Source organism: Microbacterium sp. P2_F9 (assembly GCF_056403635.1).
In genome coordinates this window covers 1-14,753 of the sequence record NZ_JBFUFC010000032.1, presented here as the reverse complement: position 1 = coordinate 14,753, position 14,753 = coordinate 1, and the positions used below count along the sequence as shown (strand labels likewise).

Annotated in this window: 12 protein-coding genes; 11 read left to right on the top strand and 1 reads right to left on the bottom strand. The window is 68.4% G+C overall.

What is annotated here, in order from left to right:
- Positions 1 to 86 precede the first annotated feature (86 nt).
- From AC1DVT_RS05440 to AC1DVT_RS05390, 11 genes are all read left to right on the top strand, one after another.
- On the top strand, positions 87 to 2,534 hold the full coding sequence (locus AC1DVT_RS05440) for a 5'-nucleotidase C-terminal domain-containing protein (RefSeq protein ID WP_477387183.1): 2,448 nt from the start codon (positions 87 to 89) through the stop codon (positions 2,532 to 2,534).
- Between the two features lie 132 nt (positions 2,535 to 2,666).
- The gene (gene uvrA / locus AC1DVT_RS05435; RefSeq protein ID WP_477387181.1) at positions 2,667 to 5,591 is read left to right on the top strand and encodes an excinuclease ABC subunit UvrA; all 2,925 of its coding nucleotides are present in this window, start codon (positions 2,667 to 2,669) and stop codon (positions 5,589 to 5,591) included.
- A gap of 3 nt (positions 5,592 to 5,594) precedes the next feature.
- Positions 5,595 to 7,523 carry an excinuclease ABC subunit UvrC gene (uvrC, locus tag AC1DVT_RS05430; RefSeq protein ID WP_457098300.1) on the top strand — a complete coding sequence of 643 codons (1,929 nt, stop codon included), beginning with the start codon at positions 5,595 to 5,597 and terminating at the stop codon, positions 7,521 to 7,523.
- Positions 7,524 to 7,576: 53 nt separating this feature from the next.
- The gene (gene rapZ / locus AC1DVT_RS05425) at positions 7,577 to 8,461 is read left to right on the top strand and encodes an RNase adapter RapZ (protein ID WP_477387179.1); all 885 of its coding nucleotides are present in this window, start codon (positions 7,577 to 7,579) and stop codon (positions 8,459 to 8,461) included.
- A 62-nt stretch (positions 8,462 to 8,523) separates the two neighbouring features.
- Entirely contained in the window at positions 8,524 to 9,501 is a 978-nt protein-coding gene (gene whiA / locus AC1DVT_RS05420; protein WP_477387177.1) for a DNA-binding protein WhiA, read from the top strand.
- A 154-nt stretch (positions 9,502 to 9,655) separates the two neighbouring features.
- Entirely contained in the window at positions 9,656 to 10,273 is a 618-nt protein-coding gene (locus tag AC1DVT_RS05415) for a superoxide dismutase (RefSeq protein ID WP_457098303.1), read from the top strand.
- A gap of 130 nt (positions 10,274 to 10,403) precedes the next feature.
- Positions 10,404 to 11,414, top strand: coding sequence for a type I glyceraldehyde-3-phosphate dehydrogenase (gap, locus tag AC1DVT_RS05410; protein ID WP_477387175.1), 1,011 nt, complete (start codon positions 10,404 to 10,406; stop codon positions 11,412 to 11,414).
- Positions 11,415 to 11,423: 9 nt separating this feature from the next.
- Complete coding sequence (locus tag AC1DVT_RS05405) at positions 11,424 to 12,641, top strand: phosphoglycerate kinase (protein ID WP_477387172.1); 1,218 nt, start codon at positions 11,424 to 11,426, stop codon at positions 12,639 to 12,641.
- On the top strand, positions 12,629 to 13,420 hold the full coding sequence (tpiA, locus tag AC1DVT_RS05400) for a triose-phosphate isomerase (RefSeq protein WP_457098306.1): 792 nt from the start codon (positions 12,629 to 12,631) through the stop codon (positions 13,418 to 13,420). The genes AC1DVT_RS05405 and tpiA overlap by 13 nt, the downstream gene beginning before the upstream one ends.
- Positions 13,421 to 13,479: 59 nt before the next feature.
- On the top strand, positions 13,480 to 13,728 hold the full coding sequence (gene secG / locus AC1DVT_RS05395; RefSeq protein ID WP_457098307.1) for a preprotein translocase subunit SecG: 249 nt from the start codon (positions 13,480 to 13,482) through the stop codon (positions 13,726 to 13,728).
- Positions 13,728 to 14,084 (top strand): RNA polymerase-binding protein RbpA, encoded by a 357-nt coding sequence (locus AC1DVT_RS05390; protein WP_457098308.1) that lies wholly within the window; start codon positions 13,728 to 13,730, stop codon positions 14,082 to 14,084. The genes secG and AC1DVT_RS05390 overlap by 1 nt, the downstream gene beginning before the upstream one ends.
- 65 nt (positions 14,085 to 14,149) lie before the next feature.
- Here the strand turns inward: AC1DVT_RS05390 and pgl are convergent.
- On the bottom strand, positions 14,150 to 14,753 hold a 604-nt coding region (pgl, locus tag AC1DVT_RS05385; RefSeq protein ID WP_477387169.1), incomplete at its 5' end, for a 6-phosphogluconolactonase.

Here is a 14,753-nt window from a genome sequence, read left to right as displayed (position 1 = left end):
GATTTCCTAGGCTCGCTCTCGAGGCCCCGATCTCACGGCAACCGCCGCGCGCCGAGGGCATGTCCCCCCACAGAAGAGGAACGCACATGCGAATGCGGTCACACCCCGACCACAGCTCACCATCCCGACGCAGGATCGCGGCCGGGGCCGGCACGGCGGTCCTGGCGCTCGGCGCAGGCCTGCTCGTCGCGAGCCCGGCGGCGCACGCCGTCGACACGCAGATCCAGATCCTCGCGACCAACGACTTCCACGGTCGCATCCTCGACAACACCAGCAATCTCGAGGCCGGAGCCGCGGTGCTCGCCGGTGCGGTCAAGCAGCTCCGCGCCGCGAACCCCAACACGGTGTTCGCCGCAGCCGGCGACCTCATCGGGGCATCGACGTTCGAATCGTTCATCCAGCACGACAAGCCGACGATCGACGCGCTCAACGAGGCGGGTCTCGAAGTCTCGGCGGTCGGCAACCACGAGCTCGATGCGGGATACAACGATCTCGTCAACCGCGTGATGAAGCCGTACGACGCCCTGACCAATCCCGAGGGCGGCGCTGCGTGGCAGTACATCGCGGCCAACCTCAAGATCAAGGCGACCGGCAATGACGCCGTGCCGGCCACTTGGATCAAGACGATGGGCGGCGTGCAGGTGGGCTTCGTCGGTGCTGTCACCGAGGACCTGCCCTCGCTCGTGAGCCCGGGCGGCATCGCCGACATCGAGGTCAAGGGCATCGTCGAGTCCGTCAACGATGAAGCCGCGGATCTGGTCGCGGAGGGGGCCGACATCGTCGTGATGCTGGTCCACGAGGGAGCCCTGTCCACGAACTGCGCGACGATGGACGACTCGGGCGCCTGGGCGAGCATCATCAACAACATCTCGCCGGACGTCGACGCGATCGTCTCGGGGCACACGCACCTCGCGTACGACTGCTCGTTCCCGGTGCCGCAGTGGGTGAGCGAGAAGCGCGCCGTGCAGGAGCGACCCGTCGTCTCTGCCGGTCAGTACGGGACGAACCTCAACCAGCTCCTCTTCACGGTGAACGACGCGGGCGACGTCACGGCGCAGACCCACACGGTGCTCGCTCTCGAGAAGCCCGTCGTGCCTGCGACGAACCCTGCCACCTTCACCCCGCTGTACCCCGCCGACGAAGCCACGGCCGCGATCGCGGACAAGGCGAAGGCACAGGCGAAGATCCTGGGAGCGGTCGAGCTCGGCGAGATCGCCGGCGGCTTCAACCGGGCGAAGTTCTCCACCGGCGTCGAGAACCGCGGTGGTGAGTCGACGCTCGGCAACCTCGTCGCCGAGGTGCAGCAGTGGGCCACCGAGGCTCCAGAGTCGGGCGCGGCACAGATCGCGTTCATGAACCCCGGCGGCCTGCGCACCGACATGCTGGGCACTGACGGGGGTGCGGGTGCCTACCCGCGCGTGCTGACGTACGAGCAGGCGGCGGTTGTTCAGCCCTTCGCGAACACCCTCGTGAACATGCAGCTGACCGGTGCCCAGATCAAGAAGGCGCTCGAGCAGCAGTGGCAGCGTGACCTGCTCAACAAGGTGCCGACCCGTAACTTCCTGCGCCTCGGCGTCTCGGAGGGCTTCGAATACACCTACACGCAGGCGACCGCGCCCGAATACCAGCTCGACGACCCCAAGACGACGGATATCAACGAGGCGTTGAAGCCGTACGACGGCACGCACGGCACGATCACCGGGATGTGGCTGAACGGCGTGCCGATCGACCTGGCCGCGTCCTACTCGGTGACGGTGAACTCGTTCCTCGCGACGGGCGGTGACAACTTCTTCGAGCTCAACAACGGCTCGGCCAAGCGCGACACCGGCAAGGTCGACCTCGCCGCGATGGTGGACTACCTGGCCACCTTCGCCGACGACACTCCGCTGCCGGTCGACTACGAGCAGCATGCGGTCGAGGTGGCGTTCCCGGCGGGTGCGCCGGCGGCGTACGACCCCGGCGCGACGGTGAAGATCGACGTCAAGTCGTGGGCGATGTCGGCACCCACCGACGTCAAGGACTCCGAGGTCGTCGTGTCTCTCGACGGTCAGCAGCTCGGCGCCTTCCCCGTCGACAACACGATCGGCGGCGTCACCGACCTGAACGACAACTACGGCAGGGCGGCGATCTCGGTCGTGCTGCCGTCGAACGTGCCGCTCGGCGGTCACGTCGAGTTGACGCTCACTGGAGCGAAGACGGGCACCTCCGTCCTCGTGCCGCTCACGATCGACCGGGCCGACAGCACGACCGTGGGCCTGCCGAACAAGGTGCTCGCCAACTCGAAGGGCAACGGCGTCATCCAGTACACGACGACCGTCACCGCGCAGTTCGGCACCCCGGTCCTGGGCGACGTCACGATCTACGACGGCGACGAGGCGATCGCGACCGCGACGCTCACGGCGAAGAGCCTGGGGGTCGTCAAGGTCAAGCTCCCCCAGCTCGGCAAGGGCGAGCACTCGCTCTGGGTGGCCTACGAGGGAAGCGACACCGTGAAGCCCTCGCAGAGCGACCCCGTGACGGTGGTCGTCAAGTAGCGCGACGCACGAGACAGTCGGATGCCGCGGGGCCGCTGTGCCCCGCGGCATCCGTCGTTCCGTCCCATAGCACGGGGGTGCGCCGAGGGCGAACCCGGCGACCGTGTCGGAGGCCCCGCCTAGACTTGACCGGTGCCCATCGTCCCTGTCATCGCGCCCGCAAACGCCCTCGCACACGTCGCCGCGAACTCGAGCGGGAAGCTGAGCGTTCGGGGCGCCCGCGTGCACAACCTCAAGAACGTCGACCTCGACATCCCCCGCGATTCGCTCGTCGTGTTCACCGGCCTGTCGGGATCCGGCAAGTCCAGCCTCGCGTTCGACACCATCTTCGCCGAAGGTCAGCGACGCTATGTCGAGTCGCTCAGCGCGTACGCCCGCCAGTTCCTCGGGCAGGTCGACCGACCGGATGTCGACTTCATCGAGGGGCTGAGCCCCGCCGTCTCGATCGACCAGAAGTCGACCAACCGCAACCCGCGCTCGACCGTCGGCACGATCACCGAGATCCACGACTACATGCGCCTCCTGTGGGCGCGCATCGGCGTGCCGCATTGCCCCGAATGCGGCGAGGTCATCCAGCGCCAGACCGTGCAGCAGATCGCCGATCAGCTCGTGGAGCTGCCCGAGCGCACCCGATACCAGATCGTCGCTCCGGTCGTGACCCAGAAGAAGGGCGAGTTCGTCGACCTCTTCAAGGAGCTCGGCGCGAAGGGCTACGCACGCGCGATCGTCGACGGGGAGCTGATCCAGCTCGCCGAGCCGCCCACGCTGAAGAAGACCTACAAGCACGACATCGGCGTCGTGGTGGATCGCCTCGTCGCCGGCTCCGACATCCTCAGTCGAGTGACCGACTCCGTCGAGACGGCCCTGGGGCTGGCAGGCGGCGTCATGCAGGTCAACTTCGTCGATGATGAGGGGGATGCCGCGTGGCAGAACTTCTCCGAGAAGCTCGCCTGCCCGAACGGCCACCCGCTGCAGCTCACCGAGATCGAGCCGCGCACCTTCTCGTTCAACGCGCCCTTCGGCGCGTGCCCCACCTGCTCCGGCCTCGGCACGCGCATGTCGGTGGACGTCGACCTCATGCTCGGCGATGAGGAGCAGTCCATCCGGGAGGGCGTGCTGATCCCGTGGACCACCCAGGGCAAGGGACTCTTCCAGTACTACGAGCGCCTGCTCGAAGGCCTCGCGGCCGACCTGAACTTCTCGCTCGACACCCCGTGGAAAGACCTCCGGGTCGACGTGCAGGATGCGGTGCTCCGCGGCGAGAACTACAAGGTCACGGTGCGCTGGAAGAACCGCTACGGCCGGGAGATGCGCTACGCCTCGGGCTTCGAGGGCGTCGTGCCCTACATTGAGCGCCAGTACGTGCAGGCGGAGTCCGACACCCAGCGGCAGAAGTGGTCGGAGTACCTCCGCGAAGTGCCGTGCCTCGCGTGCAAGGGCGACCGACTGAAGCCCGAGGTGCTCGCGGTGCTCGTGCACGGGCATTCGATCGCGGATGCCTCGCGCCTGAGCCTCGCCGACGCCCAGCACTACTTCGCCCGGCTCGAGCTCACCGATCGCGAGGCGAAGATCGCCGCTCAGGTGCTCCGCGAGATCCGGGCGCGCCTCGACTTCCTCCTCCAGGTCGGACTCAGCTACCTCAGCCTGAGCCGCGCCGCCGGCTCCCTGTCAGGTGGCGAGGCCCAGCGGATCCGCCTGGCGACGCAGATCGGCTCGGGGCTGACGGGCGTGCTCTACGTGCTCGACGAGCCGTCGATCGGCCTGCACCAGCGCGACAACCGCCGCCTCATCGAGACGCTCCTCACCCTCCGCGACCTCGGCAACACCCTCATCGTCGTCGAACACGACGAAGAGACCATCCACGCGGCCGACTGGATCGTCGACATCGGCCCCCGCGCGGGCGTGGACGGCGGACACGTCGTGCACTCCGGGCCGCTCGCAGACCTGCTCACCGAGACCCGCTCCATCACCGGCGACTACCTCGCCGGACGGCGGGCCATCGCGACCCCCGCGAAGCGGCGCCGGATCGACAAGTCCCGCCAGGTCACGGTCGTCGGTGCGCGCGAGAACAACCTCCGCGACGTGACGGTGTCGTTTCCGCTCGGCGTCATGACGGCCGTGACGGGCGTCAGCGGCTCCGGCAAGTCATCGCTGGTCAACGGCATCCTGTACGAGGTACTCGCCAACCGCCTCAACGGCGCGCGCCGCGTCGCGGGCAAGCACACGCGGGTCACCGGCCTCGACAACCTCGACAAGGTCGTCCACGTCGACCAGGCGCCGATCGGGCGCACGCCCCGCTCGAATCCGGCCAYCTACACGGGCGTGTTCGACCGAGTGCGGACCCTCTTCAGCGAGACGCCCGAGGCGAAGGTGCGCGGCTACCAACCGGGGCGCTTCAGCTTCAACGTCAAGGGCGGCCGCTGCGAGGCGTGCTCCGGCGACGGCACGATCAAGATCGAGATGAACTTCCTCCCGGACGTGTACGTCGACTGCGAGGTCTGCCACGGCAAGCGCTACAACCGCGACACCCTCGCCGTGCACTACAAGGGCAAGAACATCGCCGAGGTGCTCGACATGCCGATCGCCGAGGCGGCCGAATTCTTCGAGCCCATCCAGGCGATCCACCGCTATCTGCGGACGCTCGTCGACGTCGGGCTCGGCTACGTCCGGCTGGGCCAGTCCGCCACCACCCTCTCCGGTGGTGAGGCGCAGCGCGTCAAGCTCGCCACCGAGCTGCAGCGGCGGTCGAACGGTCGCAGCATCTACGTGCTCGACGAGCCGACGACGGGTCTGCACTTCGAAGACGTCGCCCGCCTGCTCGAGGTGCTCGGCAGCCTGGTCGACAAGGGCAACACCGTCATCGTCATCGAGCACAACCTCGATGTCATCAAGTCGGCCGACTGGGTCATCGACCTGGGCCCCGAGGGCGGCTCGGGCGGCGGTCAGGTGATCGCCACCGGCACGCCGGAGCAGGTCGCCCGCGCGGAGGGCAGCCACACCGGCGCCTTCCTCGCGGACGTGCTCGGCGTCCCGCAGGCGGGCCGCAAGGCCGGCTAGCGGATGCCGCCGACTGCTCGCCCCACGGTCGCGTACAAGCCGAAGCCGGGGGAGATCCCCACCAATCCGGGTGTCTATCGCTTTCGCGACGCCGCCGGCCGGGTGCTCTACGTCGGCAAGGCAAAGAACCTCCGCGCCCGGCTGTCGAACTACTTCGCGCCGCTGCAGACGCTCCACGAGCGCACCCGCCGCATGGTCACGACCGCGGCATCCGTCGAGTGGACCGTCGTGGCGACCGACGTGGACTCGCTGCAGCTCGAGTACATGTGGATCAAGGAGTTCGATCCGCCGTTCAACGTGCGCTACAAGGACGACAAGTCGTATCCCTTCATGGCGCTCACCCTGGCCGACGAGGCACCGCGGGTGATCGTGACGCGCAACCGCCGGATACCCGGGGCGAAGTACTTCGGCCCGTATCCCAAGGTGTGGGCGGTGCACGACACCATCGACCTGATGATCAAGGTCTTCCCGATCCGCACCTGCAGCGACGCCAGCTACAAGAAGGCGATGGCCACGGGCCGCCCCTGCTTCCCTGGTCAGATCGGCCGCTGCGGCGGACCGTGCTCGATGAAGGTGACGATCGAGGAGCACCGCGCCATCGTCGACGACTTCATCGCGTTCATGTCCGGCGGCGACCAGCGCTTCACGAAGGGCCTTTCGGCCCGCATGCGGGAGGCCTCCGCGGCGATGGACTACGAGGCGGCCGCGGTCTATCGCGACAAGCTCCAGGCGATCGATGCCGTGCTCAACCGGAGTGCGCTCGTGCTCGCGGAGGACACGGATGCCGATCTCTTCGGCATTGCCGAGGACGAGCTGTCCGCGACGGTCCAGCACTTCGTGATCCGCGGTGGCCGCGTTCGCGGTGTGCGGGCCACGACGATCGACAAGGAGCTCGACATCTCGGGCGCCGACCTGGTCGATCAGGTGCTGCAGCGGACGTACGGCGATGTGCCGGCATCCGACATCCCGCGCCAGGTGCTCGTTCCGGCGCTGCCGGATGACGCCGCCGAGCTCGAGCAGTGGCTGCGCGACAAGCGCGAGCGCCCCGTGACGATCCAGGTCGCGCAGCGCGGGCGCAAGGCCGAGCTGATGAAGACGGCGAAGCTCAACGCGCAGCAGGCCCTGATCCTGCACAAGACCCGCCGCACCAGCGACTACGTCGCCCGTTCCCAGGCGCTCACCGACCTGCAGGAAGCCCTCGGACTCGCCGAAGCGCCGCTGCGGATCGAGTGCTACGACGTCTCGCATCTCGGCGGCACCAACGTCGTCGCGTCGATGGTCGTCTTCGAGGACGGCCTGCCGCGCAAGGACCAGTACCGGTCGTTCGGTGTTCCCGAGACGACCGACGACACCGATTCGCTCTACCAGGTGCTCACGCGCCGACTCGCCTACGTCGACCGCGGCGACGCGGAGGACGCGACGGACGCGGCGCTCGCGGCGGCGTCGGTGCTCGATCCGGACGCCGAGGTCGTCACGACGCGCAAGCGCCCCCGCTTCGCCTATCGGCCGCAGCTGCTCGTCGTCGACGGCGGCAGGCCGCAGGTCGAGGCGGCTGCCCGGGCGCTCGCCGATGCCGGTCATGAGGAGATCGCGCTGTGCGGGATCGCGAAGCGCCTCGAGGAGGTGTGGCTGCCTGGGGAGGAGTACCCGGTGATCCTGCCGCGCACCTCGGAGGCGCTCTACCTCCTGCAGCGCCTGCGCGACGAGGCGCACCGGTTCGCGATCACGCACCAGCGCCGCCGGCGGCGGCGCGACATCCAGTCCGTCCTGTCCGAGGTCCCCGGCCTCGGCGACGCGCGCATCAAGGCCCTGCTGCGGCAGTTCGGATCGGTCGCGGCGCTCAAGAACGCGACCCCCGACGAGATCGCCGAACTCCCCGGAATCGGCCCGAAGCTCGCGGCCGCGGTGCACGGGCACCTGCAGAGCGGCTGACGGTATTCCGCGTCATCGCCGATCGGTAGGGTGAGGGAGACGACGGGGGTGTCATGGCGGACGAAGCACAGTGGGAACCGGGTGAGGTGCTCATCGTCAGCGGCATGTCCGGCGCCGGACGATCGACCGCGGCCGATGCGCTCGAGGACCTCGACTGGTACGTCGTCGATAATCTGCCGCCCCAGATGCTCAAGCCGCTGCTCGATCTCACCGGACTCGCCGGAGGCGCGCTTCCCCGGGTCGCGGTCGTCGTCGACGTCCGCGGTCGCGATCTGTTCACCGCGCTTCCAGAGATCACCCGCGCGCTGCGCGACACGCGCCAGCAGGTGCGCGTGCTGTTCCTGGATGCCTCGGACGAAGTGCTCGTCCGCCGGTTCGAGGCGGTGCGCCGGCCGCACCCGCTGCAGGGCGATGGCACGATCCTGGACGGCATCCGGCTGGAGCGCACCCGGCTGGCCGCGGTGCGCGAGAGCGCGGATGTCATCCTCGACACGTCGCACTGGAACATCCACCAGCTCGCCACGCAGGTCGTGGAGCTGTTCGCCCAGGAAGGTGCGGCCAAGCACACCCTGACGATCGTCAGCTTCGGGTTCAAGTACGGGCTGCCGCCGGACGCCGATCTGGTGGCCGACATGCGGTTCCTGCCCAATCCATTCTGGGACGAGAGCCTGCGGGCCCTCAATGGCGAGAACGAGGCGGTGCGCGACTACGTGCTCGCGCAGACCGGCGCGCGGGAATTCATCGATGCGTACGCCGCGGCATTGGCGCCCGTGCTCGACGGCTATCAGCGCGAGAACAAGCGTCACTCGGTCGTCGCGATCGGCTGCACCGGTGGCAAGCACCGCTCGGTCGTGATGGCCGGCGAGCTCGCCGCCCGGCTTTCCCAGACGCCCGGCGTCGCCGTGCGCGTCAAGCACCGGGATCTGGGCAGAGAGTAGCGACCCGCCCCGAGTAGGCTGGACGTTTCATCTGCCACCCCCCCACACCCGCGAGGAGACCTGTGTCGCTGACCGCCGACGTGAAGGCCGAACTCATCGCCGTCCGCGATCCCCGACCCAGCGCCCGTGTGGCGGAGCTCACCTCGCTCCTGCGCTTCTCCGGGGGACTGCACTCGATCGCCAACCGCGTCGCGGTGGAGGCGGAGCTCGACTCCGACGTCCTCGCGCGTCGTGTCGCGCGCGACCTGATGGAGATCTACGGCGTCCGGCCGGAGCTGGTCCACGTGCAGGGCTCCGGGGGCCGCACCGGCAGTCACTACGCCGTGCGGGTGATCGACGGCGGTGAGACGCTCGCTCGCCAGACGGGTCTGCTCGACCAGCGTCGTCGCCCGGTGCGCGGGCTGCCCAACAAGCTCACCACCGGCGCCCGCGCCGACCTCGCGGCGGTGTGGCGCGGCGCGTTCCTCGCAGCCGGCTCGCTCAGCGAGCCCGGCCGGTCGGCCGCGCTGGAGATCTCCTGCCCGTCCGGCGAGGCCGCGATGGCGCTCGAGGGCGCCGCGCGGCGGCTCGGCATCCCGGCGAAGGCCCGCGAAGTCCGGGGTGTGCCCCGGGTGGTCGTGCGCGAGGGGGAGGCCATCCGGCTCGCCCTCGCGACGATGGGTGCCGAGCGTGCCGCCGCCGAGTGGGACCAGCTCCGTCAGCGCCGCGAGGTGCGCGCCGGCGTCAACCGGCTCGTGAACTTCGACGACGCCAATCTGCGCCGGTCCGCACAGGCCGCCGTCGCCGCCTGCGCGCGCGTCGAGCGCGCGCTCGAGATCCTCGGCGACGACGTTCCCGACCATCTCCGCGAGGCGGGCGACCTGCGTCTCGCGCACCGGGATGCCAGCCTCGATGAGCTCGGCCACCACGCCGACCCCCCGCTCACGAAGGACGCCGTCGCCGGGCGAATCCGACGCCTCCTCGCGATGGCCGACAAGCAGGCGGAGGTGGACGGCATTCCGGGCACGGAATCGGCAGTTCCGCTCGGTGTGATCGACTGAGAGACCACGGATGCCGCTGCCCGCGGCATCCGATTCTCTGCGTTGTCATGCAGGGAAGCAACCCCCCTTCGAGGGCGTTGACGCTCACTAGGATGAGTCCGTCACCCCCGCTGGCGCTGGGCTCCTGGTGCCGCGCAGACAGGAAGAAGAGAACATGGCGAAGTACACGCTGCCCGACCTCCCGTACGACTATGCGGCGCTCGCACCGCACATCAGTGCGACGATCATGGAGCTGCACCACTCCAAGCACCACCAGGCCTATGTGACCGGTGCGAACGCCGCCCTCGACCAGCTCGCCGAAGCGCGCGACAAGGGCGACTTCACCTACGTGAACAAGCTCGAGAAGGACCTCGCATTCAACCTCGGCGGGCACACCAACCACTCGATCTTCTGGACGAACCTCTCGCCGGACGGCGGCGACAAGCCGGTCGGAGACCTCGAGTCGGCGATCGATGACCACTTCGGGTCGTTCGACAAGTTCAGCGCCCACTTCACCGCCGCCGCTCTCGGCGTGCAGGGCTCGGGCTGGGCCGGACTGTTCTGGGACTCGATCGGCGAGAACCTGATCATCCAGCAGTTCTTCGACCAGCAGTCGCAGTTCGCGGCCGGCACGGTTCCGCTGCTGCTCCTCGACGTCTGGGAGCACGCGTACTACCTCGATTACAAGAACGTCCGCGCCGACTACGTCAAGGCGTTCTGGAATATCGCGAACTGGTCGAATGTGGCGGATCGCTTCGCAACGGCCCGTGAGAAGACCGCCGGTCTGCTGTAGGGTCGAAACCAGGTGAGGATGCCTTGGAGCCCTCCGAATTCGGCGGGCTCCGGCATCCTCTTCTTTCATAGGAGCGCGTAGCTGGGGCGTCGATCTGGCGTCTTCGGCGCGACGAGAAACGGGAGACATCGTGTCTGTCAAGATCGGCATCAACGGCTTCGGCCGCATCGGACGCAACTACCTTCGCGCGGCACTCGCGCAGGGTGCGGACCTCGAGATCGTGGCGGTGAACGACCTCACCGACAACAAGACTCTCGCGCACCTGCTGAAGTACGACTCGGTCGGCGGCCCGCTCGCCGCGGACGTGTCCTACGACGAGAACTCGATCACCGTCAACGGCAAGTCCATCAAGGTCTTCGAAGAGCGCGACCCCGCGAACCTCCCCTGGGGCGACCTGGGCGTCGACATCGTCATCGAGTCGACCGGCCGGTTCACCAAGGCCGAGGACGCCAAGAAGCACATCGCGGGCGGCGCCAAGAAGGTGCTCATCTCCGCTCCCGCTTCGGGCAACGACGCGACCATCGTGATGGGCGTGAACGAGGGCGACTACAACCCCGAGACCGACGTCATCATCTCGAACGCGTCGTGCACGACCAACTGCCTGGCCCCGCTGGCGAAGGTGTTCAACGACGCGTTCGGCATCGAGCGCGGCTTCATGATGACCGCGCACGCCTACACGGCAGACCAGAACCTGCAGGACGGCCCGCACAGCGACCTCCGTCGTGCGCGCGCCGCCGCCGTCAACATCGTCCCCGCCTCGACCGGTGCGGCCAAGGCCATCGGCCTGGTCCTGCCGGAGCTGCAGGGCAAGCTGAGCGGCTCGTCCTACCGCGTTCCGATCCCCACCGGCTCGATCGTCGACCTCACGATCATCACCCCCACCGACGGTCTCACCGTCGACGTGATCAACGCCGCGTACAAGAAGGCCGCGGCCGAGGGCAGCCTCGTCGGCTACCTGGAGTACACCGAGGACCCGATCGTGTCGAGCGACATCCAGCTCAACCCGCACTCCTCGATCTTCGACGCGGAGCTCACCAACGTCAGCGGAAACCTGGTCAAGGTCTCGGCCTGGTACGACAACGAGTGGGGCTACTCCAACCGCCTCGTCGACCTCACCGAGTACGTGGCCGAGCGCCTCTAGGCGTTCATCATGTCTCTGCGCACCCTCGCATCGCTGGGTCCGCTCGCAGGCAAGCGCGTCGTCGTCCGTTGTGACCTCAACGTCCCCCTCCGGGACGGGGTCATCACGGACGACGGCCGCGTGCGTGCGTCGCTGCCCACGCTCAACGCCCTGATCGATCAAGGCGCCCGGCTCGTGATCTGCTCGCACCTCGGGCGACCCGACGGCGCGCCCGACCCGAAGTACAGCCTCGAACCGGTCGCCCAGCGACTGTCTGAGCTGCTCGGAAAGCCGGTCGCGTTCGCGCGCGACACCGTCGGCGAATCCGCCCAGGAGGCGGTCGCCGCCCTCGAGGACGGAGATGTCGCCGTCATCGAGAATCTGCGGTTCAACCCGGGTGAGACCGCGAAGGACGAGGGGGAGCGCAAGGCGTTCGCCGGCCAGCTCGCCGATCTCGCCGACGCGCTCGTGTCGGACGGCTTCGGTGTCGTGCACCGCAAGCAGGCGAGCGTCTACGAGCTCGCCGAGATCCTGCCGTCGGCCGCCGGCTACCTGATCGAGAAGGAGGTCGAGGTTCTCGACCGCCTCACCGAGACCCCTGAGCGCCCGTACGCGGTCGTCCTCGGCGGATCGAAGGTCAGTGACAAGCTCGGCGTCATCGAGCACCTGCTTCCGCGCGTCGACAAGCTCCTCGTCGGCGGGGGCATGATGTTCACCTTCCTCGCCGCTGCCGGCTACAAGGTCGGCTCGAGCCTGCTCGAGGCCGATCAGCTCGACACGGTCAAGCGCTACGTCGAGACGGCCAAGGAGCGCGGCGTCGAGCTGGTGCTCCCGGTCGATGCGGTCGTCGCGGCATCGTTCGCGGCGGATGCCGAGCACGTCGTCGCTCCCGCGTCCGCGCTCGAGGACACGGCGTTCGGAGCCTCCGGTCTCGGGCTGGACATCGGCCCCGAGACGGCCAAGCAGTTCGCCGAGGTCATCCGCAGCAGCAAGACGGTGTTCTGGAACGGCCCGATGGGCGTGTTCGAGATGCCGGCCTTCGCGGAGGGCACCAAGGTGGTCGCCGGCGCGCTCACCGATGTCGACGGGCTCAGCGTGGTGGGCGGCGGCGATTCGGCTGCGGCCGTCCGTCAGCTCGGCTTCGCCGATGATGAGTTCGGACACATCTCAACGGGCGGAGGCGCCAGCCTCGAGTTCCTCGAAGGCAAGAAGCTGCCCGGACTGGAGGTCCTCGGATGGTCGCTGTGACTCGTACCCCACTCATCGCAGGCAACTGGAAGATGAATCTCGACCACCTTCAGGCGGTCGCGTTCGTCCAGAAGCTGCACTGGACGCTCAAGGATGCCGGTCACGAGACCGGCTCGGTCGAGGTGGCGGTCTTCCCGCCCTTCACCGACCTGCGCACCGTGCAGACGCTGCTGGACGCCGACAAGATCCCGTTCTCTTACGGAGCCCAGGACATCTCGTCCCACGACTCCGGCGCGTACACGGGCGAGATCTCCGGTGCCTTCTTGGCGAAGCTGAACGCCGGCTACGTCATCATCGGGCACTCCGAGCGTCGCCAGTACCACGCCGAGGGTGACGACGTCGTGGCGGCCAAGGTGCAGGCCGCGCTGCGTCACGGGATCGTTCCGGTGATCTGCGTCGGTGAGACCTCAGAAGACCTGGAGAAGTTCGGGGCCAGCGCGGTGCCGGTCGGGCAGCTCAAGGTCGCCCTCGGCGGCCTCGCGGCCGACGCGGACATCGTGGTGGCCTACGAGCCCGTCTGGGCGATCGGTTCGGGCCTGGCGGCCACGCCGGAGCAGGCGCAGGACGTGTGCGCCAAGCTCCGCGACGTGATCGCCGAGAGCCTGGGAGCGGATGCCGCGGCCCGCACGCGCGTGCTCTACGGCGGGTCGGTGAAGTCGTCCAATATCGCGAGCTACATGCGCGAGCCCGACGTCGATGGTGCGCTCGTGGGCGGTGCGAGTCTCGTTGCCGATGAGTTCGCGGCGATCATCCGCTACCAGAAGCACGTCGGCGTCTGATCCCGCTTATACTTTGAGATTGTGTGCCCGACCCGGGGCACGGTGAAAGGCGTTTGTCTGTGGACATCCTCGAGTTCGTCATGCAGGTGGTCCTCGGTATCACGAGCCTCCTGCTGACTCTGCTGATCCTGCTGCACAAGGGGCGTGGTGGCGGTCTGTCCGATATGTTCGGCGGCGGCATGACCTCTGCGCTCGGTTCGTCCGGCCTCGCCGAGCGCAACCTCAACCGATTCACCGTCGTCCTGGCGCTGACGTGGTTCGTCTCCATCGTCGCGCTCGGCCTCATCACGAAGTTCCAGGGGATCTGATGGCTACCGGAGGCAACGCAATCCGCGGCACGCGCGTCGGCGCAGGCCCCATGGGTGAGCAGGACCACGGCTTCCACGCCGATCGCGTCGCGATCTCGTACTGGGACGCGCTCGGCAACGAGACGGTCCGCTACTTCGCGGCCGGCATCCCCGAGGACGAGATCCCGGACACGATCGACTCGCCGCACTCCGGGCTTCCCGCCGGTCGCGACAAGGAGAACCCTCCCGCGCTGGCCAAGACCGAGCCCTACAAGACGCACCTGGCCTACGTGAAGGAGCGTCGCACCGAGGACGAGGCTGTCGCCCTGCTCGATGACGCGCTTCAGCAGCTGAAGGAGCGCCGAGGCGAAGTCTGACCCCGCAACGTCAAAAGCGAAAGGCCGCGCGCTGCGCGGCCTTTCGCTTTTTCAACGTTCTGGATCTAGTAGTCGCCTTCGATGAGCTCCGGCGGCACCTGTGCCGCGGCCGCCTCATCGACGAAGAAGATGGTGCGCTTGCGCCCCTTCGCTCCTGCCGCCGGCACGCTGTGATAGCTGGCGCCGGCGAGGGCGAGACCCAGTGCGGCGGCCTTGTCGGCGCCGGCGAGCACCATCCACACGCGCTCGGAGGAGTTGATCACCGGCCGGGTCATCGTGACCCGCTCCGGCGGCGGCTTAGGCGATTCCCGCACCGCGAGCACCGCGCGGTCGGTGACTCGGATCTCAGGCCGGTCGGGGAACAGCGACGCGATGTGCGCGTCCGGACCGACGCCGAGGAAGCAGATGTCGAACGAGGGCCACTCATCGGTGCCGTCGGCGGGGCGGAAACGCGCCAGCTCCGCCGCATAGGCGGCGGCTGCGGCATCCAGATCCACGCCATCGTCGCTCGCGGCGACGGTGTGGATGTTCTCCGCAGGGATCTCGAGGGAGTCGAGCAGCGCCTCGCGCGCCTGCCGGTCGTTGCGATCGGCGTGACCGAGCGGGACGAATCGCTCGTCGCTCCACCAGAAGTGCACGAGCGACCAGTCGATGCGCTCGTGCCGGGGA

Coding starts and splice junctions, on each gene's coding strand:
- tpiA (WP_457098306.1), top strand. CDS start 12,629: ATGGTCGCTGTGACTCGTACCCCACTCATCGCAGGCAACTGGAAGATG.
- rapZ (WP_477387179.1), top strand. CDS start 7,577: ATGGCGGACGAAGCACAGTGGGAACCGGGTGAGGTGCTCATCGTCAGC.
- uvrC (WP_457098300.1), top strand. CDS start 5,595: ATGCCGCCGACTGCTCGCCCCACGGTCGCGTACAAGCCGAAGCCGGGG.
- AC1DVT_RS05415 (WP_457098303.1), top strand. CDS start 9,656: ATGGCGAAGTACACGCTGCCCGACCTCCCGTACGACTATGCGGCGCTC.
- AC1DVT_RS05440 (WP_477387183.1), top strand. CDS start 87: ATGCGAATGCGGTCACACCCCGACCACAGCTCACCATCCCGACGCAGG.
- AC1DVT_RS05390 (WP_457098308.1), top strand. CDS start 13,728: ATGGCTACCGGAGGCAACGCAATCCGCGGCACGCGCGTCGGCGCAGGC.
- AC1DVT_RS05405 (WP_477387172.1), top strand. CDS start 11,424: ATGTCTCTGCGCACCCTCGCATCGCTGGGTCCGCTCGCAGGCAAGCGC.